At 68.1% G+C, this 25,122-nt stretch carries 20 protein-coding genes; 9 read left to right on the top strand and 11 right to left on the bottom strand.

Annotation, left to right across the window (positions count from 1 at the left end; translation table 11 throughout):
• Positions 1 to 39: 39 nt before the first annotated feature.
• Positions 40 to 1,209: a macrolide family glycosyltransferase gene (locus tag ACJ8AN_RS08070; RefSeq protein WP_407754666.1), complete on the top strand. Its 1,170-nt coding sequence runs from the start codon at positions 40 to 42 to the stop codon at positions 1,207 to 1,209.
• A gap of 3 nt (positions 1,210 to 1,212) precedes the next feature.
• Here ACJ8AN_RS08070 and dacB read toward each other — a convergent pair whose 3' ends face one another.
• Positions 1,213 to 2,715: a D-alanyl-D-alanine carboxypeptidase/D-alanyl-D-alanine-endopeptidase gene (gene dacB, locus ACJ8AN_RS08065; RefSeq protein ID WP_407754665.1), complete on the bottom strand. Its 1,503-nt coding sequence runs from the start codon at positions 2,713 to 2,715 to the stop codon at positions 1,213 to 1,215.
• A gap of 270 nt (positions 2,716 to 2,985) precedes the next feature.
• Between dacB and ACJ8AN_RS08060 the strand changes: the two genes are divergently transcribed.
• Positions 2,986 to 4,371, top strand: a complete 1,386-nt coding sequence (locus ACJ8AN_RS08060; protein ID WP_407754664.1) for an aldehyde dehydrogenase family protein — start codon at positions 2,986 to 2,988, stop codon at positions 4,369 to 4,371.
• Between the two features lie 263 nt (positions 4,372 to 4,634).
• Here ACJ8AN_RS08060 and ACJ8AN_RS08055 read toward each other — a convergent pair whose 3' ends face one another.
• The 3 genes from ACJ8AN_RS08055 to carB all read right to left on the bottom strand — a co-directional run bounded on the left by ACJ8AN_RS08055 (position 4,635) and on the right by carB (position 12,075).
• A complete protein-coding gene (locus tag ACJ8AN_RS08055) occupies positions 4,635 to 5,288 on the bottom strand; it encodes a hypothetical protein (protein ID WP_407754663.1) in 654 nt (217 codons plus the stop codon).
• A complete protein-coding gene (locus ACJ8AN_RS08050; protein WP_407754662.1) occupies positions 5,272 to 8,358 on the bottom strand; it encodes a class I SAM-dependent DNA methyltransferase in 3,087 nt (1,028 codons plus the stop codon). Before ACJ8AN_RS08050 ends, ACJ8AN_RS08055 begins: the two co-directional genes overlap by 17 nt.
• A gap of 489 nt (positions 8,359 to 8,847) precedes the next feature.
• Positions 8,848 to 12,075 carry a carbamoyl-phosphate synthase large subunit gene (gene carB, locus ACJ8AN_RS08045; RefSeq protein WP_407754661.1) on the bottom strand — a complete coding sequence of 1,076 codons (3,228 nt, stop codon included), beginning with the start codon at positions 12,073 to 12,075 and terminating at the stop codon, positions 8,848 to 8,850.
• A 156-nt stretch (positions 12,076 to 12,231) separates the two neighbouring features.
• Here carB and ACJ8AN_RS08040 point away from each other — a divergent pair, with 156 nt between their 5' ends.
• The 3 genes from ACJ8AN_RS08040 to ACJ8AN_RS08030 all read left to right on the top strand — a co-directional run bounded on the left by ACJ8AN_RS08040 (position 12,232) and on the right by ACJ8AN_RS08030 (position 14,037).
• Positions 12,232 to 12,912: a hypothetical protein gene (locus tag ACJ8AN_RS08040; RefSeq protein WP_407754660.1), complete on the top strand. Its 681-nt coding sequence runs from the start codon at positions 12,232 to 12,234 to the stop codon at positions 12,910 to 12,912.
• 75 nt (positions 12,913 to 12,987) lie between these two features.
• On the top strand, positions 12,988 to 13,482 hold the full coding sequence (locus ACJ8AN_RS08035; RefSeq protein ID WP_407754659.1) for a hypothetical protein: 495 nt from the start codon (positions 12,988 to 12,990) through the stop codon (positions 13,480 to 13,482).
• Positions 13,483 to 13,485: 3 nt separating this feature from the next.
• Positions 13,486 to 14,037 (top strand): hypothetical protein, encoded by a 552-nt coding sequence (locus ACJ8AN_RS08030; RefSeq protein ID WP_407754658.1) that lies wholly within the window; start codon positions 13,486 to 13,488, stop codon positions 14,035 to 14,037.
• Between the two features lie 188 nt (positions 14,038 to 14,225).
• Here the strand turns inward: ACJ8AN_RS08030 and ACJ8AN_RS08025 are convergent, their stop codons facing one another.
• Positions 14,226 to 15,416, bottom strand: a complete 1,191-nt coding sequence (locus ACJ8AN_RS08025; protein WP_407754657.1) for a pyridoxal phosphate-dependent aminotransferase — start codon at positions 15,414 to 15,416, stop codon at positions 14,226 to 14,228.
• A 159-nt stretch (positions 15,417 to 15,575) separates the two neighbouring features.
• On the opposite strand from ACJ8AN_RS08025, the gene ACJ8AN_RS08020 reads away from it, so the two are divergent.
• Complete coding sequence (locus ACJ8AN_RS08020) at positions 15,576 to 15,998, top strand: GtrA family protein (RefSeq protein ID WP_407754656.1); 423 nt, start codon at positions 15,576 to 15,578, stop codon at positions 15,996 to 15,998.
• A gap of 9 nt (positions 15,999 to 16,007) precedes the next feature.
• On the opposite strand, the gene coaD is transcribed toward ACJ8AN_RS08020, so the two are convergent.
• The 3 genes from coaD to ACJ8AN_RS08005 are packed head-to-tail and all read right to left on the bottom strand — an operon-like array spanning position 16,008 to position 18,115.
• Entirely contained in the window at positions 16,008 to 16,487 is a 480-nt protein-coding gene (coaD, locus tag ACJ8AN_RS08015; RefSeq protein ID WP_407754655.1) for a pantetheine-phosphate adenylyltransferase, read from the bottom strand.
• A gap of 33 nt (positions 16,488 to 16,520) precedes the next feature.
• The gene (gene rsmD, locus ACJ8AN_RS08010; protein ID WP_407754654.1) at positions 16,521 to 17,078 is read right to left on the bottom strand and encodes a 16S rRNA (guanine(966)-N(2))-methyltransferase RsmD; all 558 of its coding nucleotides are present in this window, start codon (positions 17,076 to 17,078) and stop codon (positions 16,521 to 16,523) included.
• Entirely contained in the window at positions 17,078 to 18,115 is a 1,038-nt protein-coding gene (locus tag ACJ8AN_RS08005) for a hypothetical protein (protein WP_407754653.1), read from the bottom strand. Before ACJ8AN_RS08005 ends, rsmD begins: the two co-directional genes overlap by 1 nt.
• Positions 18,116 to 18,280: 165 nt before the next feature.
• Between ACJ8AN_RS08005 and ACJ8AN_RS08000 the strand changes: the two genes are divergently transcribed.
• Complete coding sequence (locus ACJ8AN_RS08000; protein ID WP_407754652.1) at positions 18,281 to 19,183, top strand: LysR family transcriptional regulator; 903 nt, start codon at positions 18,281 to 18,283, stop codon at positions 19,181 to 19,183.
• A 22-nt stretch (positions 19,184 to 19,205) separates the two neighbouring features.
• On the opposite strand, the gene ACJ8AN_RS07995 is transcribed toward ACJ8AN_RS08000, so the two are convergent.
• The 3 genes from ACJ8AN_RS07995 to ACJ8AN_RS07985 all read right to left on the bottom strand — a co-directional run bounded on the left by ACJ8AN_RS07995 (position 19,206) and on the right by ACJ8AN_RS07985 (position 22,355).
• Positions 19,206 to 20,429: a Bcr/CflA family multidrug efflux MFS transporter gene (locus tag ACJ8AN_RS07995; protein ID WP_407754651.1), complete on the bottom strand. Its 1,224-nt coding sequence runs from the start codon at positions 20,427 to 20,429 to the stop codon at positions 19,206 to 19,208.
• 87 nt (positions 20,430 to 20,516) lie between these two features.
• Complete coding sequence (locus ACJ8AN_RS07990) at positions 20,517 to 21,305, bottom strand: ceramidase (RefSeq protein WP_407754650.1); 789 nt, start codon at positions 21,303 to 21,305, stop codon at positions 20,517 to 20,519.
• 66 nt (positions 21,306 to 21,371) lie between these two features.
• Positions 21,372 to 22,355, bottom strand: coding sequence for a cation diffusion facilitator family transporter (locus ACJ8AN_RS07985; protein ID WP_407754649.1), 984 nt, complete (start codon positions 22,353 to 22,355; stop codon positions 21,372 to 21,374).
• Between the two features lie 110 nt (positions 22,356 to 22,465).
• On the opposite strand from ACJ8AN_RS07985, the gene ACJ8AN_RS07980 reads away from it, so the two are divergent.
• On the top strand, positions 22,466 to 24,049 hold the full coding sequence (locus ACJ8AN_RS07980; RefSeq protein WP_407754690.1) for a sigma 54-interacting transcriptional regulator: 1,584 nt from the start codon (positions 22,466 to 22,468) through the stop codon (positions 24,047 to 24,049).
• A 4-nt stretch (positions 24,050 to 24,053) separates the two neighbouring features.
• Positions 24,054 to 25,031: an alpha/beta fold hydrolase gene (locus ACJ8AN_RS07975; RefSeq protein ID WP_407754648.1), complete on the top strand. Its 978-nt coding sequence runs from the start codon at positions 24,054 to 24,056 to the stop codon at positions 25,029 to 25,031.
• Positions 25,032 to 25,122: the final 91 nt, after the last annotated feature.

Raw genomic sequence — 25,122 nt, 5'->3', positions numbered from 1 at the left:
GGTGTATAGGACACCGGTCATCAGGCACGGAGGTCGCGCATGGCCAGAGGAGTCTTCTTCAACGTCCCCCTTCACGGGCACGTCAACGCAACGCTGCCCGTGGTGCGGGAGCTGGTGAACCGAGGCGAGGAGATCTCGTACTACCTCACCGATGCGTTCCGGCCCCAGGTCGAGCGGGCGGGTGCGCGGTTCCACCGCTACGACAGCACGCTGGAGAAGCCGGGAGGCATCGGAATGCTCCCGGCCCGCATGCCGGCCGAGAGCCGCCACGTGCTCCCCCAGGTGTTGGAGGCCGTGCGCGCCGAGCGCCCCGACTACGTGCTCTATGATCCGATGTGCCTCTGGGGGCGGATGATTGCCCAGCTGCTGGGGATCCCCGCGATCATCTTCCGCCCCACCATGGCGATGAGCGGCGGCCCGTCGAGTCCGTACGCGGCCTTCTTGCGGAGCCGGATGACGCAGTTCGCGGGAGCGTTCGAGCAGGCCGGGAAGGACCTGGCGGCGCTGATGCAGGAGTACGGTCTGCCGCCCATCGACATGCGGCAGATGATGAGCCATGCGGAGGCACTGAACCTGGTGTGCGTGCCGCGCGCGTTCCAGCCCGGGGGCGACACCTTCGACGAGCGCTTCGTCTTCGTGGGCCCGTCCATCCAGCCGCGCGGGGACGCCGGGGACTTCCCCTTCGCGCACCTCGAGGGAGGCCCGGCGCTCTACATCTCGCTGGGGACGGTCTTCAACAACTGGCCCGAGTTCTACCGGATGTGCTTCGCGGCCTTCGGTGGGACGCCGTGGCGCGTGGTGCTCGCCACGGGACACGCGGTGAACGCGGAGCAGCTGGGGCCCATCCCGGACAACTTCCTGGTGCGTCCCTCGGTGCCTCAGCTGGAGGTCCTCGAGCGCACGTCGGTCTTCGTCACCCACGGCGGCGCCAACAGCCTGATGGAGTCCTTCCACTACGGCGTGCCGGTGGTGGTGATTCCGCAGATGGCGGAGCAGCCCCTGAATGCCATGCGCGTCTCCGAGCTGGGAGTGGGACTCGCCCTGGAGAAGGAGGCCGTCACGGTGGAGCAGCTGCGCCAGTCCGTGGACCGGGTCGCGAGCGAGCCGGCGTTCCGGGAGAAGGTGCGGACGATGCAGCAGGAGGTCCGCGCCTCGGGAGGTTACCGCCGCGCCGTCGACGCCCTCCTCGAGTTCCGCGCCCGCCGTTGACGCTCAGCGCAGGGGCAGGGACACCATGGCCTCGGCGAAGCGCTCGAACACCTGGCTCGCCGTGAGCGCCGGCTGGTCGTCGATGTTGCCGAGCATCAGCGCGAAGACGACGCGCGGGTGCTCGGGATCATGGGGGCGCTCGGCGACGCCCACATAGGCCTTCTGTCCCGACAGCGTCCCCGTCTTGGCGCGGATGAGCCCGCGCGTGCCGTTGGAGACCGCGCTGCCCGCCAGCGTGCCGTCCACTCCAGCGATGGGCAGGCTCTCCAGCAGCGCGGGGGCGTACGGCTCCTTGAGGCTGGTGTAGATGACCTCGGCGAGCCCGCGCGCGGTGGCCACGTTGTAGCGGGACAGCCCGCTGCCATCCACCGGCCGCAGCAGGCGCGTGGAGATGCCCCGGCGCGTGAGCTCCTGCGCCATGGCGTCGCGCAGCGCGGGATAGCTCTCGGTGCCCGTGCGCTCGCGGGTGAAGCGCAGCCCGAGCCGCTCCGCGTAGAGGTTGAGCGACTCCTTGTTCGTCACCTTCACCAGCTCGGCCAGCGAGGGGCTGACGAAGTCGAGCAGCGGCTCGCTGGTGGTGGCCGAGGGCACGGGGGCGAGCTGCGGCGGCACCGGCACGCGCCAGATGCCCCGCGCGGCCAGGGCGTCCTCCACGCACGAGGTGAAGAGCGCCTGTGGCTCGTCGATGGCCACGCGCATGAACGCCTTCTGCGGGCACTGCTCCGCGCTCGAGCGCCACACGCAGCGCATGCGCCCGGTGCCCCGCTCGCGCATGCACGAGAGCCCGGGCTTCTGCGCGTTCGGGTCGAGGTACACGACGGTCGGCAGCGCGTCGAAGGACGGGGTGTAGCGCACCGTGATGGGCCGCCGCGGCTGGGACTTGCAGTCCTGTCCCTCGGGGCGCTCCAGGGAGAGGTCCACCACGTTCTCGCGGAAGACGAAGGGCGTGGGAGGGGCGCTGTAGGCGTAGGCCGCGTCGTCCCAGGCCCAACCCGGGCCGAACAGGCCGTAGGGCCCCTCGTCGGCGTTGCTCACCCGCACCGCGCCAACCCACTGCCGGATGCCGCGCGCCTGGAGTGCCTCGGCGAGCTGCTCGCAGGCCATGGTGGTTTCCGGGAAGCGCCACGAGCCCAGGGACGGATCTCCGGACGCCTCCACCACGAGATCTCCGAGGTAGAGGTTGCCCAGCTGCGTGCCCTCGAGCGTCACCGGGGTGTGGAAGCGGAAGTCCGGGCCGAACGCGGCGAGCGCGGCGGAGGTGGACACCACCTTCATCGTCGACGCGGGCAGCAGGCGCACGCGCTCGTGGCGCGCGTAGAGCGGCGTGCCCGTGTTCGCGTCCACCATGAAGACGCTGGCCATGGTGCCCTCATCCTCGACGGAGTCGAAGAGCGCGTTGGCCACCGAGAGCACCGTGGGAGGCGGCGGACGGTTCACGGCCGCACGAGGGAGACAGGCCGACAGGGAGAGGGCTGCCAGGAGCGTCGCGAGCGGGAGACGGCGCATGGCGGCACCGTACCGTCCCCTCCCCCGAGTGTCGACGCTGGAGCACTTCACCCTGCCCGCCTCCGGTGCGAACGTCCACAGAGCGGCCGAGGGGGCAACCCGGCCCCACGGGCTCGGGCTCCTCGGGAATTCGACTGGCCAACAGTGCACGGCCCCTCACGAGCGAGGATCGCGAGTCACCGGGCGCCAGCACCCGCCGGCCCGTTGCACACCGAACGGGAGGGGCCTCGCCTCCGAGCGAATCCGACTGGCGGCATTACCTTGCGGACCATGACCTCCTTGACTGTCGACAATCCGTACACCGGAGACGTCGCCTGCTCCGTCCCTCTCGCGGACGAGGCGACCGTGAACACCGTTCTCGATCAGGCCCGAGCCGCCGCCCGGGCCGCGCGCGCCCTCCCGCTCTCCGAGCGCAAGGCCCTGTGCGAGCGCATGGTCGCCGCCATGGAGGCGCGCGCGGACGAGATCGCCGCGGACATCTCGCGGATGATGGGCAAGCCACTCGGGCAGGCGCGCGGAGAGATTCGCGGGATGGCCGAGCGTGCCCGCTACATGATCTCCATCGCTGACACGGCGCTGGCGGACATCGTGCTGCCGCACAAGGCGGGCTTCGAGCGCCGGATCGTCAAGGAGCCGCTGGGCGTGGTGTTGGATCTCCCCGCCTGGAACTACCCGCTGCTCACGGCGGTGAACGTGGTGGTGCCGGCGGTGCTGGCGGGCAACGCGGTGGTGGTGAAGCACTCGCCGCGCTCGCCGCTGTGCGGAGAGCACTTCGCCCGGGCCTTCGCCGAGGTCGGTGCTCCCAAGCACCTCGTGCAGGCGATGCACTGCGACCACCCCACGAGCGAGCGCATGATGGGTGATTCGCGCGTGGACCACGTGGTGTTCACCGGCTCGGTGTACGGCGGGCAGAGGCTCGTGCAGGCGAGCGCCGGGCGCTTCATGCACATGGGCCTGGAGCTGGGCGGGAACGACCCGGCCTACGTGGCGCCGGACTGCGACTTCGAGAAGACGGTGGAGAACGTGGTGGACGGCGCCATCTACAACGCCGGCCAGAGCTGCTGCGCGGTGGAGCGCGTCTACGTGCACCGCTCGCTCTACAAGCGCTTCGTCGAGGCCTGCGAGACGCTGGTGCGCGGGTACGTGCTCGGGGATCCGATGAGCGACAGCACGACGCTGGGGCCCATCGCCCAGCCGAACCACCCGGCCGAGCTGGAGCAGTTGGTGGAGGATGCCCGCCGCAAGGGGGCCCGCGTGGTGGCCGGTGGCAAGCGGATCCAGGTGAGCGGCAAGGGCCGCTTCTTCGAGGCCACGCTGGTGGCGGACCTGGACCACTCGATGCGGCTGATGCAGCAAGAGTCCTTCGGGCCCATCCTGCCGATTGCCCCGGTGGACTCGGACGAGGAGGCACTGGCGAAGATGAACGACTCGGCGCTGGGGCTGACCGCCAGCGTCTGGACGAAGGACCGCGAGCGCGCGGCCCGCTTCGCCACCCAGCTCGAGTGCGGCACCGTCTACATGAACCGGTGCGACTCGGTGGACCCGGCGCTGCCGTGGATCGGCGTGAAGAACTCGGGACGCGGGCACAGCCTGAGCGCGCTCGGCTTCGACCAGCTCACCCGGCCCAAGTCCATCCACTTCCGGCTGTCGTTCTGACGCTGGAAGCGTGAGCCCCACACGGCCCGGGCGCCCCATGTTCTGGGTGCTCGGGCCGTTGTGAGCCTGCCCCGATTTTGTGGCTTTCCCGCAGTTTGTGTGAATCTACGGCACATCTTGATGGGCTGCGCGAATGAAGCTCGCCTACTCGCCGCCGCTGAACCACCCGAATTACGGGAGAGCCACGTAATCGGGGCAATCCAAGTCCCGCGGTGGAGCGCTCTCAACACATCTCAGCATGGGGTAAGGGGGCGGCGTAGACGCTATGCCGCTGGCGTCATGTCGACGAATAGGTGGCACAGACGAATTGTGTGCCCCGACTTCTGGACTAAGTGGCCGACCTGAATTGCCAGCGCGTCCTTGTGGCATGCCCTGGGTGAGAGCTTGGCATCCTCGCCGTAGTCCTTGCAGACGCGGGTGTCGATGGTTTTGACAACCTTCTCCACAGGAAGCGCCAGGATATAGCCAAGCATGAACCCCCAAACGTGGCCAGCCGCGTACTGCTCACTCACAAAGCGAGCCACGCCCTCGGAGACGTAGCGCCCATTGAGCTGGCTGTAATCGCCACCAGCGCCCACGCGCTTACACTCCATGGCGACGTAGTCGTCTTCGTCCCCGAATTGCCGACGGAACTTGAGGATGATGTCGATCCGCCCCTGAAGTGAGGAATCGTTGGCGGCCATGTTCTCCAACTCGCGCTCGCCTTGGATTTCGAGGTTCGTCAGACCGAGTTCCTTCTTCACTCGGCGCATCGCTTTGCGCACGATAATGGTGATAGGGACCTCCAGCTGACCCGGGGTGACGTGTGTACGGGCCTCGCGCGCGCCCTGGCACGCAACGGCAATGACGGTCTCGACCTCGTCCTCAGACAGGTCAAAGGAAGGAACACCCTCCGGGAAATCAAGCGTGAGCTGCATTCCGCTTTCCCAACCAGTGATCAGCCAGAATGACATCGGCGTCGTTGAGGCCCGCGGTTCGGCTCCAGTAGCGCGCCTCGCTGGGCTTCACGACATAGAGGTCGTGCTGGAGGTAGATGCGCAGCTGACGCCGCTCATTGAGGTAAGGTGGCAGGTCTGCAGCCAGCTTCCCGCGAAGGCGTTCCGCGAGCATGTCGAGTTCTGCACCCGTGCTCAGTCTGACAGCGGGCGTGCGGGTTGGAGCGCCAGCCACCATCGTGAAGCGGACTGTAGTGAGGCCGGCGGAAGGGGCATCCCAGGTCGCGGCCATCAGCGGTCGCGAGTAGATGGTCGCCTCCATGTGCCTCTCACCCTTGGCTCGCAGATAGGCATCCACGACCTGAACGACGGAGGCGGCGTATTCCTTCAACGTCTCACGCTGCGGTGGCCTGACGAAGACCTCTCTCTGGGCGCGGCCCTCGAAGACCAGCATCTGGGATCGCTGGACGCTCTCTAGGGCGAGAAGGAGCTCGTCCCGCTCCAAGCCATAGAGCTCGCCAACCGCCTCGTCGAGCTCGCTGAGAGCCTTCGGATTCGGCGCCTTGGCGGCGCGGGCTTCCGCGCGGAGCACCCGCTGCAGTGCCTCGGCATCCACCTTCCTCAAATCGGGCACACGGAGTGAGAGGAGATCCTTCGGCTCCACCGTTGGGCGCTCAAGCCCCCAGATTCCACCGCCAAACGCCAGCTGAAAGGTCGTGAGGCTCGAATTGAGAATCCCGCTGAGGACGTAAGGCCACTCGGAGGGCTTCCTGGCAAACGAGATGCCGTAAAAGTTCTCGGTGTAGAGCAGGTCGTTGGCGCTGATCGCCGCGCCGTAACGGCCCCTCTCTGCCGCAAGCTTGAAGCTGCCTTTGGGGCACACCAGCAAGGGGCCGCCATAAATACCCTCTTCCCGGGGCCTGTGAAGTGTCTTATGGGTGAAGCGCTCCAGCCGGTCTTCGACTAGCCGAAACGGGCTGTATTGTTTCGGTATCAAGGTCTTCAGCTCATAGAAACCCTTAGGGGGAATGTTGAGGTCCCCTTGGACCTGAAAGCCTTGTCCTCTGGATTTCTCCGCGAGGATGCCGACACTGTCCAGCCAAGTCTCCAGGGTCGAGAACTCTCGCTCCAGTCTCTCGATCAACCAGCTATCCCGGAGGGTGCCAAATGTAGCGGCCTTGAAGACCGCCGGCGTCTTGAGCACGCGCGCCAGCGGCACGGAGCGCAGCTCACCAGGGCCCACTTGGAAGATCCCGTTGCGTCGGAAGTCAGGCGTCCAGGGAACTGAGCCGACGAGGACCTGATCTCCGCGCGGCATGAGGGCGCAGCGCGCGAAGAACAGCAGCGCGGGTCCATCCGCATCTGGAAAGAGCGATTCCTTCCTGAGCGCGGAGAGGTTGACGATGGCGGCGGGACGCAACCTCTGGAGCAGGCTGTTGCGCGCCTCAATGGCGTGTTTGTCCTTGGAGAAGAAGGGTGAGGCCTTCATAACCATGCCTATGCGACCGGCATCGCCAGCTAACGTGGCGGCGACATTCAAGAAGGCTTGATCCGGGCTGCGCCGCGGGCGGGGCGTTCCCTTCTCGCCGCTCTTGCGCGGCTTGGCTTTGTTTCGGCTGTCAAAGGTCCAAGGCGGGTTGCCGACCACCGCCTCGAAAGGCTTGGCTGTTACGTCCGCTGGGAGTGTGTCCCCAATCGCATCGGCTTCAAACAGCGTGGTGCCGATGAGGCGATCGAACCTCAGGTCGGCAACGTCGGTGATGGGCTCCTCGTCGAGCTCCAGCGCGGCCAGATACAGGCTAAATGCAGCAATCCCCAGGGCTGAGCGGTTGATGTCGATGCCGAAGAGGCGGGTGTAGAGGATCTCGCGGACAAGAGTCCGTGAAGCCGCCTTGCCACTCGTCTTCGCCCACACCAGACGCCGGAATGCCTCGACGAGAAAGGCCCCCGACCCGCATGTCGGATCAATGACGCGGGCCGATGCGGGCAGGCCCTCGAAGACCGGGTCGAGCGTGAGATGGACGAGCTCGACCGGCGTGTAGTGCAACCCCTGGACGCGCGCCGCCTCCTCGGCACTTGAGCGCGCGAACTGCTGGTAGATGGAGCTGATCAGGTCGACAGGAATGGCGTCGAACCGGAACCGGAACAGCCGCCCCTGGCCACCACTGCCGGGGACCAAGCTGCGGCCCTGAATAAACGCCTGGATGAGGGCTAGGTGGGCTTCGCTCAGGCGGGTGCGCTCTGCCCCTGGATCGTTCATGGGAAAGAGGTCGCCATTGAAGGTCCCTCGCAGCCAATCGAAGAGCTGAAACGCCCGGTCAGGTGTCCCAAAAATCTCCTCGAGGCTGTGACGCAGCGTCTTGGGCAGAAACGGCTGGGCAATCTGCCGGTCGAGCAGGTACCAAGTAAAGATGCACCGCCCGATCAGCCGCTGGGCGAAGTCCCGCGACGCCTTGACCTCTTCGGCGGCGCTCTTGGCTCGCGAGGCTTCCCTAGCCGGTGGCAGTTCGGTCAGCTTTTCCTCCAAGGCGTTGATCTCGCTCAGGAGCTCACGGTCTACGCGATGCCTGCGATCGATGTGCCTACCAAGAGGGCTAGACCAGAACGCGCCCGTCTCGGTCGCAAGGCGACCGCACATGGCGTCGAGCGTGCGGAGGCGCTCTTCGACATCGAGCTCGAAGCGGTCGAGCGGGTTGGCCGCTCCCAGGGTGCCGTTCTTCGGCGGTGACGCATAGCAATCGTAGAGCCGGACTTCGGTAGGCGTCACAATCCACAGAAGCGGCGCAACGCCAACGTTCCATGCGGCCTCGTGCCACCTCCGCACATCTTCATCTGTCGGGATGCAGTCTCCCGAATCCTTGAAGACGGCGGCGGGCGTGCTCTGAGCCGTGAACACCGCATCGGCCTGCAAGCCGACCTTCGGGTCTTTGAGAACGACCCGGAGACGTGCCGCTGCCGGGTCGGTAGCGCGCAAGAGTCCAGGCGCGGGTTTGCCGCTAGCGGTCAGATACCCGGTGGCGGTGAGGGCGCGTTTGAAGGCGGCACTGCTCACGCGCTCCTCCGCCGCCGATGAAGAGGGGCGCTTCTGCGGGCCGACATCGTGCCTTCACCGGGCGAAGACCAGCGAGAGGCGCTGCGCTCCGGATATATGTCGCATCCGTCCATTGGGTCGTTGAACTCGGCGAGGCGGGCTGAACCTAGGTTCGGTCTTACCTTCTGGAGTGTCGGCACGCTACACCTAGCTGAACCCCCTCTGCTACACTCTGTCGCAGGGGCGGCTCTGAGTGGGCTTGCCTCGGTTACGTAGCTCTCCAGCAGTTTGTGTGAATCTTGGGCACGTGTTGATGGGCTGCGCGAATGAAGCTTCACCTACTCGCCGCCGCTGAACCACACGAAGTGCGGGAGAGCCACGGAATCGGGGCAGGCTCAAACAATTCGCAATAGGGCCTAACCCGCTTGAATCACTGGCTCTTTCAACAAAACTCAACGTATCCCTCTCCCGGTGGGAGAGGGAGAGGGCTCCGGGTTGGGTTTCCTTCGACTACTTCTTCGCCAGGTAGTCCTGGAGCGGGCGCACCGTCTGCTCCTTGCTCAGCAGCGCCTCCAGCGCGCTCACCACCATGCGCGCCGCCTGCACCGTCGTGTAGTACGGCACGCCGTGCATCAGCGCCTCGCGGCGGATGGAGAAGCTGTCCGCGATCTCCTGCTTGCCGAACGTCGTGTTGATCACCAGCACGATCTGCCCGTCGACGATCTTGTCCACGATGTGCGGCCGGCCCTCGGTCACCTTGAGCACCTTGTCCGTCTCGATGCCCTTGGTCACCAGGTACTGGTGCGTGCCGCTCGTGGTCACCAGCTTGAACCCCAGCGCCCTCAGCCGCCGCGCCAGGTCCACCACCGCCGGCTTGTCGTCGTTCTTTACCGAGATGAAGACCTTGCCGCCCCTCGGCAGCTTCACGCCCGCCGCCTGCTGGCTCTTGGCGAAGGCCGACGGGAAGTCAGCCGCGATCCCCATCACCTCGCCCGTGGACTTCATCTCGGGCCCGAGGATGACGTCCACCCCGGCGAAGCGCGCGAACGGGAACACCGACTCCTTCACCGCCACGTGCTTGAACTCGGGCTCCTGCGTCGCGCCCAGCTCCGCCAGCGTCTTGCCCACCATGCACAGCGAGGCGATCTTCGCCAGCGCCACGCCCGTGGCCTTCGAGATGAACGGCACCGTGCGGCTCGCGCGCGGGTTCACCTCGAGCACGTAGATGGCCTTGCCCTGGATGGCGAACTGCACGTTCATCAGGCCCACCACGCCCAGCTCCTTCGCCAGGGCAATGGCCTGATCCTTCATGCGCTCCACCAGGTCCGGCGACAGCGAGTGCGGCGGGAGCGTGCACGCCGCGTCACCCGAGTGCACCCCCGCCTCCTCCACGTGCTCCAGCACGCCGCCCACCAGCACCGCGCCCGTCTTGTCCGCCACCAGGTCCAGGTCCACCTCGATGGCGTCCTTGAGGAAGCGGTCGATCAGCACCGGGTGCTCCGGCGACGCGCTCACCGCCTCGCGCATGTAGCGCTCCAGGCTCTGCTGATCGTAGACGACCTCCATCGCCCGGCCGCCCAGCACGTACGAGGGCCGCACCATCACCGGATAGCCGATGCGCTCGGCCACGCGGTAGGCCTCCTCGTGGCTGCGCGCCACGCCGTTCTCCGGCTGATTCAGCCCTAGCTTCTCGATCAGCTGCGCGAAGCGCTCGCGGTCCTCGGCGCGGTCGATGGCGTCCGGCGGCGTACCGAGAATCGGCAGCCCGGCCTTCTCCAGCGGCACGGACAGGCGCAGCGGCGTCTGCCCGCCGAACTGCACGATGGCGCCCACCGGCTTCTCGCGCTGCGACACCTCGAGCACGTCCTCGATCGTCAGCGGCTCGAAGTACAGGCGGTCCGACGTGTCGTAGTCGGTAGACACCGTCTCCGGGTTGCAGTTGACCATCACCGTCTCGTACCCGGCCTCGCGCAGCGCGAAGGCCGCGTGCACGCAGCAGTAGTCGAACTCGATGCCCTGGCCGATCCGGATGGGGCCACTGCCCAGGATGAGCACCTTCTGGCGTGAGGTGGGCGGCGCCTCGTCCTCCTCCTCGTACGTGGAGTAGAGGTAGGGCGTGTACGCCTCGAACTCGGCGGCGCAGGTGTCCACGCGCTTGTACACGGGGCGGATGCCCTTCGAGTGCCGGCGCGTCCGCACCTCGGCCTCGGTGCAGCCGAGCAGCTGCGCCAGGTACTTGTCCGCGAACCCGTCCGCCTTCGCCGCGCGCAGCACCTCGTCCGGCACCTTGTCCAGCGTGCCGAACTCCTGGAGCTGCCGCGACTCCTGCACCAAGCCCTGGATGTGACGCAGGAACCACGGGTCGATGGCCGACAGCTCGTGGACCTCCTCCACGCTCATGCCCTCGCGGAAGGCCTGGGCCACGTAGCTGGGCCGCTCGGGACGAGGCACGCGCACGAAGTCGCGCAGCACCTTGCGGCGCTCCTCCTTCTCCTCGGGCAGCTCGGGCGGCTCCAGGCCAGTGCGGCCGGACTCCATCGAGCGCATCGCCTTGAGGTAGGCCTCGCGGAAGGTGCGGCCGATGGCCATCACCTCGCCCACCGCGCGCATGCTGGTGCCGAGGGTGCGGTTGGCGTGGGGGAACTTCTCGAAGTTGAAGCGCGGCACCTTCACCACGACGTAGTCGAGCGTGGGCTCGAAGGAGGCCGGGGTGTCGCGGGTGATGTCGTTGCGCAGCTCGTCCAGCGTGTAGCCCAGGGCCAGCTTCGCGGCGATCTTCGCGATGGGGTAGCCCGTGGCCTTCGAGGCCAGCGCGCTGGAGCGCGACACGCGCGGGTTCATCTCGATGACGACGATGCGCCCATCCTGTGGGTTGACGCCGAACTGGATGTTGGAGCCGCCCGTGTCGACGCCGATTTCGCGGATGATGCGCAGCGAGGCCTCGCGCAGCCGCTGGTACTCGCGGTCGGTGAGCGTCTGGGCCGGGGCCACGGTGATGGAGTCACCGGTGTGCACGCCCATGGGGTCCAGGTTCTCGATGGAGCAGACGATGATGACGTTGTCCGCCGAGTCGCGCACCACCTCCAGCTCGTACTCCTTCCAGCCGAGCACGCTCTCCTCGACGAGGATGGTGGAGTTGGGGCTGGCCTTGAGGCCCGAGCGGCAGATGGCCTCGTACTCCTCGCGGTTGTAGGCGATGCCGCCGCCGGTGCCGCCCAGGGTGAAGGAGGGGCGGATGATGGCGGGGAAGCCGATGTCGTCCGCCAGGGCGAGGGCCTCCTGGATGGTGGTGGCGTAGCCGCTCCTGGGCAGCGCCACGCCGATGCGCTCCATGGCCTGCTTGAAGAGGAGCCGGTCCTCGGCCTTGTTGATGGCCTCGAGCGAGGCGCCGATGAGCCGCACCCCGTACTTCTCGAGGATGCCCTGCTCGGCGAGCGCCTTGGCGAGGTTGAGCGCCGTCTGGCCGCCCATGGTGGGCAGGACAGAGTCGGGGCGCTCCTGGGCGATGATGCGCTCGGCGACCTCGACGGTGATGGGCTCGATGTACGTGCGGTGAGCGAACTCCGGGTCCGTCATGACGGTTGCCGGGTTGCTGTTGAGGAGGACGACCTCCACGCCCTCTTCACGCAGGGCCTTGATGGCCTGGGTCCCAGAGTAGTCGAACTCGACCGCCTGCCCGATGACGATCGGGCCAGAGCCGATGACGAGAACCTTCCGGATATCGCTTCGCTTTGGCATCGAGGGGGGGCCAATAGCAACGTTCGCCCCGGCTTGCATCAACCGTGTGAAAGCGGTAGCCGGAGAGTCGGAAAACGCGCCTGCCCGGCGGCAGAGAGGGTCGGTCCCAGGCAGCCGGGCGCTCTGCTAGGCTGCGCTCGGTTTTCCGGAGGTTTCATGCGTCGTTGGTCCCTGGCTCTGCTCCTCACCGCCGCGTCTCCCGCCTTCGCCCAGGAGGCCCAGGAAGCTCCCGCCGCTCCAGCGGCCGAGCCGGCCCCCGCCGCTGCTCCAACCGCCGAGCAGGCCCCCGCCGGAGACGCGGCGCCCGCCGAGAAGCCGTCCCGCCGCCGCGCGAAGCAGGAGGCCCCGGCCGAGGCACCCGCCCCCGAAGCCCAGGCCCCCGCGGTGCCCGAGCTCCCCCTCGATGAACGCATGCGCAACACGAACGCGCAGATCGTCCCTCCCCAGCCCGGCAGCCCCGCGGACCGGGTGCGCGACGAGGCCCGCTACCTGCTCAGCTATCTGCTCACCGGTGACGTGCGAGGCAGCGTGCCGATGCTCTCGTTCCCCTTCCAGCTCGAGGAGCGGAGGTTCGACGCGCCCGAGTCGCTGGTGGTGACGTGGGTGAAGCAGCTGCGCAACAAGCGGACGGACCTGGTCACGCTCTACGACATCGAGGTCCTGCCCTACGCGGAGATGGAGAAGAAGTACGGCAAGCCCCCTGCCCGGCTCGGCGCCATCGCGCCCGCGCGCGGCACCGAGGTGTACGCCGCCGTGGCCAACCTCTCGGGGCACGCGGCGGTCATCCTCTACCGGCAGGAAGGCTCGGAGTGGAAGGCGTTCGCCTATACGGACTGACTCGAGTCCGGCGGGGCCTCACCCGCCACAAGGCTTCCCTCCTATCATCAGGGTCTACCTGAAAGAGGGGGAGGCATGTGCATCAGGGTCTTATTGCTCGTCGGCTCCATCCTGTTCAGCATGGGGTGCAGTCACGATCGCTCGGTTGCTGTCCGAGAGACCTCCGATCCTGCCTCGCAGGAGCGCGGCGGGCCCGGCTTCGATACCGGGGAGGAGGGTGTGCGCGTCAAGGGCAGCACCCTCTCCTCGCGCATTTCGGTGCTCATCGCCAATGGGGAATTCGCCCAGGCGGAGGCCCTGATCGCGGATGGCACGGAATCGGGGCTCCTCTCCCAGCCCCAGGCGGCCCGGTTGTTGGAACGAATCGCCCAGCTGAACACGAAGTTGGGCGAGCTGCCCGCGAGACTTCAGCGCGCTCCGGACTTCCCCTCGCAGCTCAAGGACTACACCCTGTTCCAGATCAAGCGGATGCTGGACTCGGGCGACTTCAGCCTGGCAACGGAAGCGCAGTTGAGAATGGCCAAGAAGCTGCTCGAGAACCCGGATCGCTTGATGGACAAGGTGAGGTGAACCGTGGCGCATCCCAGTCTCGACGAATTGACGGCGATGCTCCAGGCGGCACGAAAGGCGGGAGAGCCCGACAAGAACAATCCCGAGCAGCTTCGGCTCCACCATGAGCTGCTCGCGGCCTGCCCCGCGTTCACCCCCAATCTCCTGAGACTCGCCCGACTGCTTCAGCTCATCGATCAACCCAACGTGGACGCCCAGGAGTCGTTCGCGGAAGCCCAACGATTGCTGGAGCAGGCCGTACAGAGCTCGGAGAGGAGCGCGCCCTCGCTGGTGGAGCTCGGGTATTTCCTGGACGACCTCCGCAACGCCCCCGAGGACGCGTTCGTGCTCTACCAGGAGGGAGCGGCGAAGGCACAGGAGACACTCGAATACTCGTGGGCGGGGATGATCCGGTACTGGACCGACCAGCGCACCACCGAGTCGCTGTCACAGGCCCTCCGTCTAGGGGAAAGGGCGTTGAAGGCCTTCCCCGAGTCCGAACGCATCCTCTACTACGTGACGGACGCGAGGCGTTACGCCGAGCAGCAGGGCCTCATCCCATCAGTAGAAGACTGAAGCCCGGCTCCTGGGCGGGTGAGGCGTCAATAATCTTAAATCTGTGGGCCAACACGCACGCGCCATAGCCAAAGGACAATCACTTCTGCTCCTGCCGATCCGGCCTAATTAGCTTACCGACAGCTGCGGTCGCATCGCGCCACCCGCGCGATTCCGCCTTGGCGAGCTCAAGCTCAATGCAGGATGGCTCAGCGCACGCTGCCCACGAAGTCGCGGAAGCGCTCCAGGCCCTTGCGCAGCTGCTCGCGCGAGGTCGCGAAGCTCATGCGGATGTAGCCCTCGGCGCCGAACGGGGTTCCCGGCATCGCCGCGACGCGGAAGTCGTTCAGCAGGATCTCGGAGATCTGCATCGCGCTCGTCACCGGCTCGCCCTTGTACGAGCGCCCGAAGAGGCCGCGCACGTTGGGCAGCACGTAGAAGGCGCCCTCGGGACGCCGGCAGCGCACGCCCGGCATCGAGTTGAGCGCGTCCACGACCATGTCCCGCCGCCCCCGGTACTCCTGCACCATGGGCACGAAGATGTCGGGCGGGCCCTTGAGCGCCGCCACCGCCGCCTTCTGCGAGAACGACGGCGCGTTCGAAGTGGACTGGTCCTGGATCATCTGAATGCCCGAGATGAGCCACTTGGGCCCCGCCACGTAGCCCATGCGCCAGCCCGTCATCGAGAAGGCCTTGCTCATCCCGTTGATGACCACCAGGCGCGGCACCAGGTCCGGCGCCACGTTGCCGATGTTGAGGAACTCGCCCTCGTAGAGCAGCTTCTCGTAGATGTCGTCGCTCACCAGCAGGCAGTCGTGCCCGCGCACCGCCTGGGCGATGCCCTCCAGCGCGGCCCGCGAGAACACCGCACCCGAGGGGTTGCTCGGGCTGTTGAGCACCAGCGCCTTGGTGCGCGGCGAGAGCGCCCGGCGGATGGCGTCCGGATCCGGCGCGAAGCCGTTCTCCTCGCGCGTCTCCACGAACACCGGCTTGCCCCCCGCCAGCTGCACCATCTCCGGGTAGCTCACCCAGTACGGCGCGAGGATGATGACCTCGTCGCCCTCGTTCAGCAGCGCCTGGAAGATGTTGTAGATGGCCTGCTTGGCCCCCACCGACACCTGCACCTGATCCGGCGCGAAGGTGAGGCGGTTGTCGCGCTCGAACTTGGCGCAGACGGCCTCGCGCAGCTCGGGGATGCCCGCGGTGGGCGTGTACTTGGTGAAGCCCTGGCGCAGGGCCTCGATGGCCGCCTGCTTGATGAAGTCCGGGGTGTCGAAATCGGGCTCGCCCGCCACGAGACTCGCCACATCCACGCCCTGGGCCACCAGCGCCTTCGCCTTCGCGTTGAGCGCGAGCGTGGGTGACGGCTTGATGGCCTTCAGCCGGTTCGCAAGATTCATGGTCGGTGCCTAGCAGCGCGCCCCCCGGGCGGACAAGAAGCCAACGCGCGCCCGAGGGCCGGGAGTGAACAGATGCGTGTACTCGCGAGTAGAGTTCGGCTCACGCCTCACCGCGTCATCGCATTGCGTCATCGAGAAGCCGTCATCGAGAACTCCCCCATGCATACCGAAGCGGGCCCGAGCGTGCCGGGACGCCCTCGGGGCCTGCTCGGACAGTTCCTCCGCTACGTCCTCGTGGGCGGCACGGCGTTCGTGGCGGACTTCACCACCCTGGCCGTCCTCAAGGAGAGCGGAGCGTTCGGGGTGCTCGGAGCCGCGGCCCTCGCCTTCCTGGTGGGCACGCAGGTGAACTACTTCCTCTCCACCCGGTGGGTGTTCTCCTCACGCCGAGTGAAGGATCGCCGGCTCGAGTTCGCGCTCTTCGCGTCCGTGGGGCTCGCCGGCCTGTGCCTCAACGAGCTCATCCTCTGGACGCTGCATCACCGATTCGGCCTGCACTACCTGCTGGCCAAACTGGTGTCCGCGGGGCTGGTGCTCGGCTGGAACTTCTCGGTGCGGCGGCTGACGCTCTTCCGCGCGTAGCGCCCCGCCCTACTTCTTCGCGTACTTCGCGCCCAGGGCCTTCCACACGTTCGGAGGCACCAGGGCCTGCACGTCCCCGCCGAAGGAAGCCACCTCGCGCACCAGCTGCGACGACACGTAGAAGTAGTCCTCGCCCGTCATCATGAAGACGGTCTCGATGCCGGGGGCCAGCTTGCGGTTCATGTTCGCGAGCTGGAACTCGTACTCGAAGTCGGAGACAGCGCGCAGGCCGCGCAGCAGCACGTTGACGCCGCGCGCCTTGGCGTACTCCACCAGCAGGCCCTGGAAGGCATCCACCTCCATGCGCGGATCCGGGCAGGCCTGGCGGATGAGGTCCTTGCGCTCCTCCTCGGTGAAGAGCGGCACCTTCTTCGGGTTCACCGCCACCGCGACGATCACGCGATCGAACATCTGGAGGGCGCGCTGGATGATGCTGAGGTGGCCGTTGGTGAGCGGATCGAACGAGCCCGGGTAGATGGCGGTGCGCATGCACGCCCAGTGTCGGCGCACCCTGGCGGGCGGTCAAGGAATGCGGAAGATACTCACCAGCGTGTCCCCGAAGCGCCGCTGATCCACCCGCTCGAAGCCCTCGTGGGACTCGGGGGCGGCCTCGCGCTTGTCGTGCTCGATGACCACCGCGCCCCCGGGCGCCAGCACACCGCTGCGCGCGATCCCCTCCAGCACCGTCTCCACCACCCGCGCCGCGTACGGCGGGTCCGCGAAGACGAGCTCGAACTTGTCCCCCCGACGGCCGAGCGTCTGGAGCGCCCGCTCCACCGGCTGCGCGATGAGCTCCACCTGGGCGCCGAAGCCCAGCGAGTCCGTGTTCGCCCGGCAGAGCGCCAACGCCTCGCGATCCGAGTCCACCAGCACGGCCTTCGGGGCCCCGCGCGACACGGACTCCAGGCCGAGCGCTCCGGTGCCCGCGTAGAGGTCCAACACCTTCTGCTCCTCGAGCCACTGGCCGAGCACGTTGAAGATCGTCTCGCGCACACGGTCCGCCGTGGGGCGGATGTGCTTCGACGTCGTCTTGGGACCCGCCAGGGCCCGGCCCTTCGCACTGCCCGCAACAATCCGCATCAGTCGCCCCGGTTCTCCGCGAGGAAGAGCATGGACTTCCACCCCGTACGCGACGCGCCCAGCGCCGCGAGCACTTCGCAGGCCTCGGCGAACGTCAGCGCCTCCAGCCGGGACGCGTCCTGCGCGTCCAGCGGCGCGAGCTGCTCGCCCACCACGCCCAGCAACTCCCCCGCCCCCAGGCCCGCCTTCTCCGCCTTCTGCTCCAGGCTCGCGCGCACCGCCTCCGGGTACGAGGCCAGCGCCAGCTTCTCGAAGGGGGCCGCGCACTCCACCTTCTTCACGCCCGCGGCCACGTACGTCGGCAGCACCCGCGCCGAGCGCCGCCCCGCCTCGCCCACCGCCACCCCCGCCCCGTACTGCGCCGCCAGCTCCACGAGGCTCTGGAGGAACTGCACGTCGGGCTCCTCCTCGCCCAGGATGGACGCGGACACCCGCAGGAAGCGCACGCCCACGCCCTGCCGCTGAAGGCCCGCCAGCAGCGCGCGAGCCCCTTCCAGCTCATCGCCCACGGAGACCGCGGGCAGCGACACCTCGAGCGCCAGCTCTCGCTCCACCACCGGGGTGGAGAGCCTGCGCACCACCTCCGGGGCCGTGCCCACCTCCAGCCGCGACACGTCCAGCGACACCAGCGAGAAGCCCGCGTCCACCAGGCGGAAGAGGCCCTCCTGGAGCTGGCCCACCGCCTCGGGCTCCACCTTGGAGACCCGCACCGGGCCGGCCTGCAGGAAGAGGGGCCGCGAGTGGCCATCCGCCTCCGCCACCTGCTGTACCCAGGTCACGAAGCGCTCGGCTGCCCCGCGGTCCGCGAGCGGATGCGGGCACACGAGCCCCAGCACCGCGTCCTCGCCCCGGGCCGCCGCGAGCAGCCCCGGGAGCATCGACCGGTTCGGCACCGGCAGACACGGCAGCGCCGCCGGCAGCTTCTCGAGCGCCTTCACCAGGTCGCGGGGGTTGAGCACGGGCAGCCGCGAGGCCGTCCCCAGCCGAGCCACCACGCTCGTCGGCCGCAGCGTCAGCACCTTGTCGAGCACGTTCATCCAGGGCCGAGAATCATCCGCCCCCGAGGGAAGCCGCAAGCGCGATGTGGGGAATTTCGTTCAGCCCCTCACCCACCCGGCGATTCCGGGGAGCGAGGTGTCCGCCAGGCACGGCCTCGACTCCGGCGAGCCGGGCGGAGACACTGTTCCAGAAGGAGAACAATCGTGAGCGCTTCCCTCGACGATCTCGTGGCGATGACCGTCTTCGCGCGCGTGGTGGAGGCGCACTCGTTCTCGGGCGCCGCGGCCCGGCTCGGCCTGTCCAAGTCGGCGGTGAGCACCCGCGTCGCCGCGCTCGAGCGCCGGCTCGGTGTCAGGCTCCTCCAGCGCACCACGCGCCGGCTCTCCGTCACCCACGAGGGTGCCCGGCTCTACGAGCGCTGCGCGCAGCTGCTCTCGGTGGCGGACGAGGCCTCGGATCTGCTCGGCCACGTGGGCACCATCCCCGAGGGCATCGTGCGCGTCGCGGCCCCCGTCGGCATCTCCCTGCACCCGCTGGCCTCCGTGCTGGAGAAGTTCTCCGAGCGCTACCCCCGCGTGCACGTGGAGCTGTCCGTGTCGGACCGGCACATGGAGCTGCTCGCCGAGGGCATCGACGTCGCGGTGCGGCTCTTCCCGCAGACCCATGATCGCTCGCTCGTCGAGCGGCGGCTCGGCACCGAGAAGGTGCTCATCTGCGGGGCGCCCCGGTACCTCGATCGGCGCGCGCCACCCGGGGCCCCGCACGACCTCACGAATCACAACTGCCTGCTCATGAAGGGCAGCAAGTGGACCTTCCGGACGCAGGAGGGCCCCGTGGTCGTCCCGGTCTCGGGCTCGCTCGTCGTGGACAACATCGCCGTGCTGCGCGAGGCGGCGCTCGAGGGCATGGGCCTGGCGCGGCTGCCCCGCTCCCTCATCGACTCGGACCTGCGGGAGGGACGGCTGCGCACCGTGCTCGATGCGTACGCGCCCGACCCGCTGGCCATCTCGCTCCTCTACCCCCAGCGCCAACACATGCCCCAGCGGGTGCGCGTGTTCATCGACTTCATGACCGAGCACTTCCGCAAGCTGTTCCGCGGCGAGTGACCGGGGCGGGAGGCACGGCCCCTCAGGCCGGGGAGGTGGTGGCGTCCTGGGGCTCCTCCCGCTTGCGCGCGGGCAGGAGCAGGGCCGACACACAGGAGGCCGTGGCGCACACGGCCATCACGGCCGCCATGGGGAGCATGGTGCCATCGTTGAAGAGGCCCACGCACGCCGAGGCCGCGGCCGACACGGCGAACTGCATGGAGCCGAGAACGGAGGACGCCACCCCCGCCCGCGAGCCGTGCTCCTCCAGGGCCAGCGCGGCCGTGTTCGGCGACACGAAGCCGATGCTCGAGATGAACAGGAACAGGGCGGGCGCCAGGGTGGCGACACTCCCGAGCCCGCTCACGGCCAGCACCAGGAGGACCGCGCCCATGCAGACGGCGAAGAGCGTCGCCGCGACGGAGAGCCATTCGGGCGAGCGCCGGGCCAGGAATCGCCGGTTGAGCTGGCTCGCGCTGATGAGGCCCAGGGCGTTGAGCGAGAACATCCACGAGAAGTGCTTCGGCGAGACATGGAGGATCTCCATGAACACGAAGGGCGAGCCGGAGATGTAGGCGAACATGCTGGAATACACGAAGCCACCGGCGAGCGTGGCGGCGAGGAAGCGCCGGTCCGTGAAGAGGATGCGCAGGTTCGTTCCGAGCGAACTGGCGCCCACCGGAGGCCCGGAGCGCGTGGGAGCGGGAATGGCCACCAGCGTGAGCACCAGGGCGATGGCGCCGAGCACGGTGAGCACCCCGAAGATGGCCCGCCAGCCGGCGAAGCCGAGCACCCAGCCGCCGAGGAGCGGCGCGAGGATGGGGGCCGCGCCCATGATGAGCATGAGCAGGGAGAGCACGCGGGCGATCTCCCGGCCGCTGTAGAGGTCGCGGACGATGGCGCGAGCGATGACGGCTCCGGCGGCGCCGCCCAGCGCCTGGAGGAACCGGAGCGCGATGAGCCAGTGGACGCTCGGAGCGAACGCACAGGCGGCGGACGCGGCGATGTAGAGCACGATGCCCGCCAGGAGCGGCGCCCTGCGGCCGAACCGGTCCGAGAGCGGCCCGTAGGCGAACTGGCCGATTCCCAGCCCCGCCATGAAGGCCGCCAGCGTGAGCTGGACCAGGGAGGCGGACGTCCCCAGGGTCTCCTGGATGGAGGGGAGACTGGGAAGGTACATGTCGATCGACAGCGGGGCGAACGCGGTCAGGGTGCCGAGTACGAACAGCAGCAGGCCACGTCGCCGGGCCGAGGGGGCGGAGCTCATCATGCCCCTATAACGGCCGGCCCCAGGCACACCAAGGCGCGCCTGGCGGAATCAGTGTTCGGCCAGGAGAACAATGCTCCGGGGGCGTCAGGGCGGCGTCTCGCCTCTCACGAGCGGAATCACCCCAGCGGCGAACCGTACCCGCGGCGCATGACCGAGCGTCTTCAGCCGATCATGGGCGATGACCATCAGCAGCGCGTAGAACCCGCAGGACACGAGCACGTGCCACCACGCGTGGAACTGCGGGTTGGGGACGCCGTACGCGGGCAGCGTCTCGTTGAGCGTGGCGCAGAACTGGTTGTCGCTCATCCACAGCACGATCGCGAGCGCGTAGGAGCCAATACCCACCTGGAAGATGCGCCTCGCCAGCCTGTCCTGGCTGCGGCGATGGATGAGCCAGACCCGCGCGAGCGCGAAGAACTCGAGCGACGCGAAGCTCACCTGGAAGAGGAAGAACTGGAGGCGCCCCCGCGTGAACGCCGACAGGCCCGTGGAGAGCACCGCGTAACCGAACAGGGCGAGCGGGAACCAGCTCCCGAAGCGCCGCTCGGGGCGGTTCTCCACCAGGATGTAGACCATCAGCAGCGCGAGGTAGAGCATCGGCAGCTCGTCCGTCATCTGGAGCTGGAAGAGGAGCGTCGCGTGGAACGCGATGCTGCCAAGCCCGACCACCGACACCATCGCGAACGCGAACAGGAACCGGCGCTCCAGCACCCGGTGGTGCAGCGCGATGCCGAGCACCCCCGCGAGCACCATCGCCAGACTGGAGACCGAATTGAATAGCTCGCAGACGTACGAGACGTGCTCGTAGTTCGTCTCGCACCAGTCCACCGTCGCGGTCGCCGCGCCCCAGAAGCCCGTGTGAAGTGTCGGCATACGGCCGGCCACCCTACCACCGGGCCCACGCGTGCGCCCACCACGCCCCAGGGAGCAAGGCGTATCTCAGTGAACCTCGCCCAGGTGGGCGTACGTCTCGCTCTCGATCTGGATGGTCGTGTGATCGATCCCGAAACGATCGAAGAGCTCGTGCTTCACCGCGGAGAGGATGTCGTCGTTGTTGCAGACCATCGGATCCGCCACCACCAGGTGCGCCGAGAGCGCGTACATGCCGCTCGCGATGGTCCACACGTGAAGGTCGTGCACGTCGCGCACCCCCTGCACCTTCACCAGCAGCTCCTTCACCGCCGCCATGTCCACGTGCGAGGGCACCGCCTCCAGCAGCACGTCCACCGCGTCGCGCACCAGCTTCACCGCCCCCACCACGATCACCACCGAGATGAGCAGCGAGATGAGCGGATCAATCGTGTACCAGCCCGTGAAGTACATCACCCCGGCGCCCACCAGCACGCCCACGCTCGAGAGCGCATCGCCCAGCACGTGCAGGAAGGCCCCGCGTACGTTCATCGAGTGCGTACGGTGCAGGAAGGCGAGCGCCGCCAGGTTCGCCAGCAGGCCGATCGTCGCCACCACCGCCATGGGCCCCAGCCTCACCTCGGCCGGAGCACGGAAGCGCTCCCACGCCTCCACGACGATCACCACGGTGATTCCCAGCAGCAGCACCCCGTTGAGGAGCGCGCTGAGAATCTCCATGCGGTAGTAGCCGTACGTCTTCTTCAGATCCGCCGGCTTGCCCGAGAACCACAGCGCCAGCAGGCTCAACCCCAGCGCGCTGATGTCCGTGAGCATGTGGCCCGCGTCGGACATGAGGGCCAGCGAGTTGGTGATGTACCCGCCCACCGCCTCGGCCACCGCGATGGTGCCCGTGAGCGCCAGCGCGAAGAGCAGCCGGCTCCGGTCCTTCCGCCGCTCCTCCTTCAGGGAAGGAGACGGACGCTTCGTGCGTTTGCCGTGCCCGTGCCCCCCATGCTCGTGGTCGTGGTCGTGGTCATGGTCATGACCGCCATGGCTGTGGGGAGATGTAGTCACGTGCGGGAGATGTGCGGACGCTCCTCCACGGAGACGCGCGAGCAGATAGAGTCCAGAAACCTCGCAGGTTCAAGGTTTTTCACTTGTTGAGCATCCCCAAGCCCCGGCAGATGGACCTCGAGAAGCACCCGAACCTGCACACCATCATCATGCTGCGGGAAATCATCCGCAAGTGGTGGAGAGCGGAGCTGCACTTCGCGGATCGCCACGGGCAGGTGATGGATTGGCAGGGTGGCCGGGATATTCCCCCGACGCCCAACGCGTGCTGCCGCCTGTCGCTCAGCTCGCGCGAGGGCCTGCGGCGCTGCAACCAGTCCGTGCGCCAGCTCCACGAGCAATTCCGGGCCAACCGCCGTCTGCGCCGCGCCCTCACCCACCCCTGCCACCTGGGGTTCAGCCTGGTGGGCGCGCCGCTCTACGTGCAAGACGAGTACGAAGGTTTTCTCTTCGTGGAGGGCTTCCTGCGCGAGCCGTTCTCGGAGCGGGAGCGCGAGGCGCTCGCGGTCCGGTTGCGCGAGCTGCAGCCCTCCAGCTCCGAAGTGGAGCGCGCCGTGGAGCGGCTGCCGGTGCTCGGCGACGGCAACCAGGAGAAGCTGGCGGATCTGCTGGAGTACGGTGCCAGTGAGATCTCCGCCTTCGAGGCCGGGCGCGCCCGCGGCGAGGATCGCGGCCTCCAGGCGGCCCCGCAGGGGGGCGGCGAGCACGCGCGCTTCGAGGACATCATCGGCCGCTCCGGGCCGATGCAGGAGATCTTCAAGCTGCTGGAGAAGGTGTCCAACTCGGAGGCCACCGTCCTCATCAACGGCGAGTCGGGCACGGGCAAGGAGCTGGTGGCGCGCGCCATCCACTTCAACGGCCCGCGCAAGCAGGGCCCCTTCGTGGTGCAGAACTGCTCGGCCTTCAACGACAACCTGCTGGAGAGTGCCCTCTTCGGCCACGTGCGCGGCTCGTTCACCGGCGCCATGCGCGACAAGAAGGGCCTCTTCGAGGTGGCCGACAACGGCACCTTCTTCCTCGACGAGGTGGGCGACATGTCCCCCGCCCTGCAGGTGAAGCTGCTGCGCGTGCTGCAGGAGGGCACCTTCCTGCCCGTGGGTGGCACCGAGTCGCGCGAGGTGGACGTGCGCGTCATCGCCGCCACCCACAAGGACCTGGGCGAGATGGTCAAGCGCGGCGAGTTCCGCGAGGACCTCTACTACCGCATCAACGTCATCCGCGTGCACCTGCCCCCGCTGCGCGAGCGCCGCGACGACCTGCCCCTGCTCGTCGACCATTTCATGCGCAAGCACCTCCGCGAGGGCCAGCGCGCCCGGGGCCTCTCCACCGAGGCCATGGCCCTGCTCGGCATGTACGCCTGGCCGGGCAACGTGCGCGAGCTGGAGAACGAGATTGAACGGCTGCTGGTGCTCGGCGGAGACCTGGAGTGGCTGCCCGCCGAGCTCATCTCCAGCCGCATCCGCGACGCGGTGACGCCCGGGGGCCTTTCCATGCTCACCGCCCGCGCCGCCGGCAAGCTGCACGAGGCCGTGGAGACCCTCGAGCGGGAGATGATCCACCAGGGTTTGTTGCGTACTGGGAACAACAAGAGCCGGCTGGCGCGCGAGCTTGGCATCAGCCGCTCCAACCTTATCTTGAAGATCGCCAGGTACGGACTGGACAAGGGACTGCCGCCCGACACCGAGGCGGATGCGTGAACGCATGAGCCACTATTTCCGGCAGGACTTCCTCACCGTGCCCGACGGGGCGTCGCTGTACTACCAGGTGCAGGGCGAGGGCGAGCCGGGAATGGTGCTGTGCGACGGCCTGGGCTGCGACGGCTTCGTCTGGAAGTACCTCGCGCCCTACCTCCAGCAGCGCTACCGGGTGCTGCGCTGGCACTACCGGGGCCATGGCCGCTCGGGGCTGCCCCGCGAGCGCCACCGCATCGGCATGCTCTACACCTGCGATGACCTCAACCGGGTGATGGACGCCGCGGGGGTGGAGCAGGCCGTGCTCTTCGCCCACTCCATGGGCGTGCAGGTGGCGCTCGAGTTCCACCGCCGCTACGCCCACCGCGTGAAGGGGCTCGTCCTCATCTGCGGCAGCTACGGCAACCCGCTGGACACCTTCCACGACGGCAACTGGCTCAAGCGGCTCTTCCCCTTCATCCGCTACGGCGTGGAGCGCTTCCCCCAGCCCGCCGCCCGGCTCACCCGCACCCTGCTCAGCACCGAGCTGGCCATGCAGGTGGCCCTCTCCGTGGAGCTCAACCGCTCGCTGCTCTCCAAGAGCGACCTCGTCCCCTACTTCACCCACCTGGCCAACATGGATCCGGTGGTCTTCGTGCGGACGCTGGACTCGGCCTCCACCCACAGTGCGTGGGACCACCTGCCGCATGTGGACGTGCCCACGCTCATCATCGCGGGCGAGCACGACAAGTTCACCCCGGCGTGGCTCTCGCGCCGCATGGCCGCGCACATCCCCGACGCCGAGTTCATGATGGTGCCCCAGGGCACCCATGCCGCCCCGCTGGAGCACCGGGAGCTGGTGGAGCTGCGCGTGGAGCGCTTCCTGCGCGAGCACCTGCCCGCCTCTCCTCCGGCGCCCTACCGGGCGGATGGGCTCGCGGCCCGGGAGGCCTCCTCCAAGCCTGGCCGGCAGGCGGAAGAGCCGGTGGTCGTCCCCCTGTCGAGGTGAAAAAGGCGTGAATTCCGGGGTATTGGCCGGTCCTACCTGATTGGCCGCTCGCGGGCCCTCCTTCCAGCCACGTTGCAGGAGGAAGACCCAC

It is taken from the genome of Archangium sp. (assembly GCF_045802675.1).
Taxonomy (GTDB): domain Bacteria; phylum Myxococcota; class Myxococcia; order Myxococcales; family Myxococcaceae; genus Archangium.
Note: the sequence above shows the minus strand (reverse complement) of the source record. Positions and strands in the feature narration are given on the sequence as shown.

Coding starts and splice junctions, on each gene's coding strand:
- ACJ8AN_RS08070 (WP_407754666.1), top strand. CDS start 40: ATGGCCAGAGGAGTCTTCTTCAACGTCCCCCTTCACGGGCACGTCAAC.
- dacB (WP_407754665.1), bottom strand. CDS start 2,715: ATGCGCCGTCTCCCGCTCGCGACGCTCCTGGCAGCCCTCTCCCTGTCG.
- ACJ8AN_RS08060 (WP_407754664.1), top strand. CDS start 2,986: ATGACCTCCTTGACTGTCGACAATCCGTACACCGGAGACGTCGCCTGC.
- ACJ8AN_RS08055 (WP_407754663.1), bottom strand. CDS start 5,288: ATGCAGCTCACGCTTGATTTCCCGGAGGGTGTTCCTTCCTTTGACCTG.
- carB (WP_407754661.1), bottom strand. CDS start 12,075: ATGCCAAAGCGAAGCGATATCCGGAAGGTTCTCGTCATCGGCTCTGGC.
- ACJ8AN_RS08040 (WP_407754660.1), top strand. CDS start 12,232: ATGCGTCGTTGGTCCCTGGCTCTGCTCCTCACCGCCGCGTCTCCCGCC.
- ACJ8AN_RS08035 (WP_407754659.1), top strand. CDS start 12,988: ATGTGCATCAGGGTCTTATTGCTCGTCGGCTCCATCCTGTTCAGCATG.
- ACJ8AN_RS08025 (WP_407754657.1), bottom strand. CDS start 15,416: ATGAATCTTGCGAACCGGCTGAAGGCCATCAAGCCGTCACCCACGCTC.
- ACJ8AN_RS08020 (WP_407754656.1), top strand. CDS start 15,576: ATGCATACCGAAGCGGGCCCGAGCGTGCCGGGACGCCCTCGGGGCCTG.
- coaD (WP_407754655.1), bottom strand. CDS start 16,487: ATGCGCACCGCCATCTACCCGGGCTCGTTCGATCCGCTCACCAACGGC.
- rsmD (WP_407754654.1), bottom strand. CDS start 17,078: ATGCGGATTGTTGCGGGCAGTGCGAAGGGCCGGGCCCTGGCGGGTCCC.
- ACJ8AN_RS08005 (WP_407754653.1), bottom strand. CDS start 18,115: ATGAACGTGCTCGACAAGGTGCTGACGCTGCGGCCGACGAGCGTGGTG.
- ACJ8AN_RS07995 (WP_407754651.1), bottom strand. CDS start 20,429: ATGAGCTCCGCCCCCTCGGCCCGGCGACGTGGCCTGCTGCTGTTCGTA.
- ACJ8AN_RS07990 (WP_407754650.1), bottom strand. CDS start 21,305: ATGCCGACACTTCACACGGGCTTCTGGGGCGCGGCGACCGCGACGGTG.
- ACJ8AN_RS07980 (WP_407754690.1), top strand. CDS start 22,466: ATGGACCTCGAGAAGCACCCGAACCTGCACACCATCATCATGCTGCGG.
- ACJ8AN_RS07975 (WP_407754648.1), top strand. CDS start 24,054: ATGAGCCACTATTTCCGGCAGGACTTCCTCACCGTGCCCGACGGGGCG.